Below are 4,593 nucleotides of genomic sequence, written 5' to 3' on the forward strand. Positions count from 1 at the left end.
CGACACCGGCCGCGCCCTCCCGTCCGCGGTGGCGCTCGCCGCGGCCCCCCACACCAGCCCCGCACCGGCCGCCGTCGCACCGCCCAGCACCGTACGGCGCGTCAGTACGCGCCTCTCCTCAAGACGACTCACAGTCTTCCCTCCGCGATCGATTCACCGTCACGGAATGGTCGCCGCCCCTGTAGGCGGCGGCCCATCCGGCGAACCACCGCTTGCGGGGTGTTGCTGACGACACCCCCGCGCCAGCGGCGCGCCGCCGGATGCGCTCCCGCGTTGCCCGGTCGCCGTGGCCGTCTTCGCATCCTTCGGGGGCAGCCCCTGATCTCGGATGTCCGTCAGAGCGGATCAAGCCCAGGGATCCTTCTCTACGGCTGGACGGCAGCCGCAGGCGGTACGGTCCGCAGCGTCGGGACCAGCGTTGCGGTCTGACATCAGCGCTGACATCAACGGCTCCGAACGTGGGCGTCCCAGAGCGAGCGTCCACACCTCACCTTCCATGGCTACCACCGGCCCCACGGGCCCTCAAGGCCGCCTGAAAAGCGGGAGGTCGCCGGTTCGACCCCGGCCCCGGCCACACAGCACGATCGGCAAAAGGACCCGGACAAGGATCTTGTCCGGGTCTCTTCTTGTGCCGGTGACATCACCACCGACATCGGTGGTCGGAAAGCAGCAACCGGCCGCCATTCTCGATTGTCCGAGCGGGACCTTCTGCGCCGGGGCTAGGGTAAGCGGTTCAATTCGTGTTGCCCGAGGAAATCGAGGCACTGTGCCGCACGTCTTCGAACATGGTGATCGGCTTTTCCAGCTGTTGGGCCGGCTGGTAAGCCGCCCGCGCCGGGGAGAGTTACCCGGTGAGGTCTCCGCACGAGACGGCATTCCGATCCTGAGCCTGATCGGTGATCATCAGGACGAACTCTCCGAACAAGTCAAGCAGGCATTGGCAAAGGCCCAGCCCCGGCCGGTTCCGTGCCAGGTGGCCGACATCGAGCAGAAGTGGGACGAGGTCGCCGCCGCCCGCAGCGATCTCACTCCCGAATGGCGCCGGGTGGAGCTGTGCCGACGCGTGCTGGTGGAACTCGCCATGGAGTTCTCCTCCGCCCGCTACGGTCCCCAGGCCGTTCGGTTCCGGCGGCTGGGACTCGTCAACTGGCTGCTGCTGATGACGAACACGGCTGACGAGCCGGACGCCCGGCACGCCCAGGAGATGCTGCGCAGGCTGAGGAAGCGGGAGCTTGAGCGGCGCGGGGTGCTGGGGTTCATGCGCAGCCCCGGCACCGAGGTGGCGCTTCAGGGCAGCGTGCCCTGGTGGGCGTACCTCTTCGGCCTGAACGTGCTGCCGCTGATGTGGTTCCGGGCCTGGCGTTTCCTGGGCAGTGAGTACCGGTGGCTGCTGCGCCAGCCGTACATGGCGCCCGCCGATCCCGGAACGTTCGCCGGGTTCGCGCTGCGGCTCACCCAGCTGCGGTGGGCGAGGGAGGACCCCGCGCAGGTCACCAAGGTGATGATCAACGCCTTCCTGGAGGACCTGCGCATCGCGTACGCGCGTCGTCCCTGGCGCCAGCGCGCCCACCAGCGCACGGCGTATCCCGTGGCCTTCCTGACGGGCCTGACCCCCGAGAACGGCGGCCCTGACCTGGTGCAGGCGTTCGTCGAGGTGCGCAACGAGACCGGTGCCTTCGATCCGCTGCTCCTGCTGACGACTTCCGCGAACGGTGTGCACGAGCAAGGCCGGGTGCGGAGTCTGACCGACGAGTTGGGCCCGTACGAGGCGTGGTGCGAGCGTTTGCGTACGGCGGGCCGCGGGCGTGATGCCGGCTTCTGGTATCTGCCGCTGCGGACGCCCTGCCTGCTGCCCGACGACGACACCGGCATCGAGGCGCAGCGCGAGCGCAGCTCCGCCGCCGGCCGGTTCACCACGAACAGCCCGTCGGCCTGGGCAGGTCGCCTCGCTGCCGTGGGCACGCTCGGCTTGGTTCTCCCCGCACTCCTCGGCACCCTCGTCTTCTGGCTCAGCAACGACGAGGAGCGGGACCGGAGACGAGAGGTCCACGCGTGGGAGGACCAGCACTGCGGGCTGAGTCGCGACAATCCTGACGCGGCGACCGTGAAGCGCCAGGCGACCGGCGATTGCGTCGGCGTCGCCTCACACGGCTACGACTTCGGATCTGATGACGAGCGCCTGCGGGGCGTCCTGGAGACGATTGCGGAGCAGAACGACGAGGCCGAGCGGATTCATCGAACCACCGGAAGGCCCTTGGTCACCCTCCTCCATGTGTCCGCGCTGTTCGGTAGCCCCGCCGAGGGGTCCAATGCGCAGGCGTACCTACGCGAGCAGGTTCAGGGCGCGGCCAGCGCGCAGCGGCGACAACTCGACCTCGACGGGGAGAGGGATCCGGTGCTGCGGATACTTCCGGCCAACGCCGGCTCCGACATGCGCTTCGGGAACGTGGTCACCCGCACGATCGAGGGGATGATGCGCGAGGATCCCACGATCGTCGGCGTCACCGGCCTCGACCAGAGCCGCCACGCCACCGTCGAGATGATGGGCGAACTCACCCGTCTCGGCCTTCCCATGGTCGGCACGACCCTCACCGCCGACGGCCTCGACGACGAGTCTCCCCTCTACTACCAGGTCTCCCCGCAGAACGAGCGCGAGGCCGCGGTCGCCGCCGCGTACGCCGATCACCTGGCCGACAGCGGCGCGCTGGCCCGGAGGAGCGTGCGGGTCCTGTACTCGGCCGACCCCACCGACCTGTACAGCGACAATCTGCGGGACGACGCCGTCGCGGCATTTGAGCGTGCTGGTTTCGACGTCGGCGTCGCGGGCTTCGAACCGTCCTACTCGCAGGCCGAAGCCTCCGGCCGGCCCGGCGCACGGACCGTCGGCCAGGACGCCTGCAACCACCGCGGGCTGGTCTTCTTCGCCGGTCGGTCGGACGACTTCGAGGCGATCCTGAACGGTGCCAACGAGACCTGCGGCTCGAATCCGCCGGCCTTCCTCGGCGGCGACGACGTGGCCCGGCTCGCCGCCAACGCGGACCGGCGGGGCGCCTTCGGCCGTATACCGTACGAGTTCCTGGACTTCACCCTCGGCTCGACCTCGTGCGCGGATTCGAGCGACCTCTACAGCACGATGGCGAGGCTCTTCCCCGGGGAGTGCGCGCAGGCCGAGAACACCTCCCTCGACGGGCACGCCGCCCTGGGCTTCGACGCGGTGAACCTCTACCTCAAGGCGATCGGTGAACTCCTCGACGCCGCACCCGAGATGCGACTCACCCCTGGTGCGGTGTGGCAGGCGCTCGGCCGCATCCACGGCAGTGAGGCCCTTGACGGCGAAAGCGGCATCATCGACTTCGGTGGCGTGGTCGACCGGCAGGTCCCTCTCGACAAACTCCTCTCGGTCCAGCGCGTGGAAGGAGCGCGACCGCCCACGCAGGTCGGCTTCTGCGGACGATGGGGCGATCGGGCCCAGTCGGGGTGGTGCCCGCCCACCGAAGCCGGATAAGCGAGGCCGGACCGGCGACTTCCCCGGACCCGCTTCGGCATCCAGGACGCGCACAACCTCGGGTGGAAACACGCCGGCAGATCGGGGCCCTCCGGTCATCACGCCTGAACCACGGCGACCCGCTCCCGTCCGCCCGGGTGCCGGTGGCGCCAGGTCCAGAAGACCGCCGTGCCCGCGACCGCCCACCCCGCCAGCACCAGGTACGGGAACGGGTGCTGATGCCCCGCGAAGTACACCGCCGTGTGCTGGGCGTTGACCGACGCGCCCGGCGGCAGCCAGCGGCCGAGTTCGCCCAGCGGCGACGGCAGCAGCGGCCACGAGACGGCGCCGCCGGACGACGGGTTGCCGACCAGCACCATCACCACCCACGTCGGCAGGATCGCCCAACGCCCCATCAGGGTGTTGAACATGGTGAAGACCATCCCCGACGTGAACATCGTCAGCGCCAGCGTCAGCCACGACTGCGGGAACGGCATCCGCACCACCCCCAGCAGCAGGTCCACCACCGCGTAGATCGTGAAGCCGCCGAGCAGCGCGTACGCCGCCGTGAACGCGATCCGCTCCGCCGGGTTCAGCGAGCGCGCGTGCACGCTCAGCTGGATCGCGCCCATGAAGCCGACGATGACCGCCGCGAGCGAGATGTAGAAGAGGGCGAGCCCCTGCGGGTCGCCGGACTGCATCGGCTTGATGTCGCGTACCGTCACCGGCACCCCCACCCGCTTCGCGACCCGCGGTGCGTCCTCCATCAGCAGCCGCGCGACCGACGCGCCCGCCGCGCCCGAGAGGTCCACCCGCATCCGGCCGGGGCCGACCCGCAGCACCGCGAAGACCTTCTGCTCCTCCACCGCGTCCCTGGCCCGCGCGTACGTGGGGTACGGGCGCAGCTCGACCGACGCCTCCAGGGCCTCCTCCAGCCCGCTGACGAACGCCCGCCCGCCCGGTTCCGCGTCCACGTCGCCGACGACGGCGACCGGCAGGTCGTGCGGCGTGGGGTTGGCCATCGCGGCGGTGTACGAACCGGCGAAGAGCCCCGCGACGGCGGCGAGGAGCAGCACCAGCACCACCGGCGTCAGGAACGGGCCGGCGCG

Annotated in this window: 2 protein-coding genes; one reads left to right on the plus strand and one right to left on the minus strand. The window is 70.3% G+C overall.

The genetic code is table 11. The features are described 5' to 3' along the window. Positions 1 to 973 precede the first annotated feature (973 nt). Positions 974 to 3,505, plus strand: coding sequence for a hypothetical protein (locus H5J30_RS18535; RefSeq protein ID WP_220189070.1), 2,532 nt, complete (start codon positions 974 to 976; stop codon positions 3,503 to 3,505). 98 nt (positions 3,506 to 3,603) lie between these two features. Here the strand turns inward: H5J30_RS18535 and H5J30_RS18540 are convergent. Then, positions 3,604 to 4,593 (minus strand): ABC-2 transporter permease (locus H5J30_RS18540; RefSeq protein ID WP_181788533.1); only part of this gene is annotated, 990 nt, incomplete at its 5' end.

It is taken from the genome of Streptomyces phytophilus, from assembly GCF_013870535.1.
GTDB classification, from domain to species: domain Bacteria; phylum Actinomycetota; class Actinomycetes; order Streptomycetales; family Streptomycetaceae; genus Streptomyces; species Streptomyces phytophilus.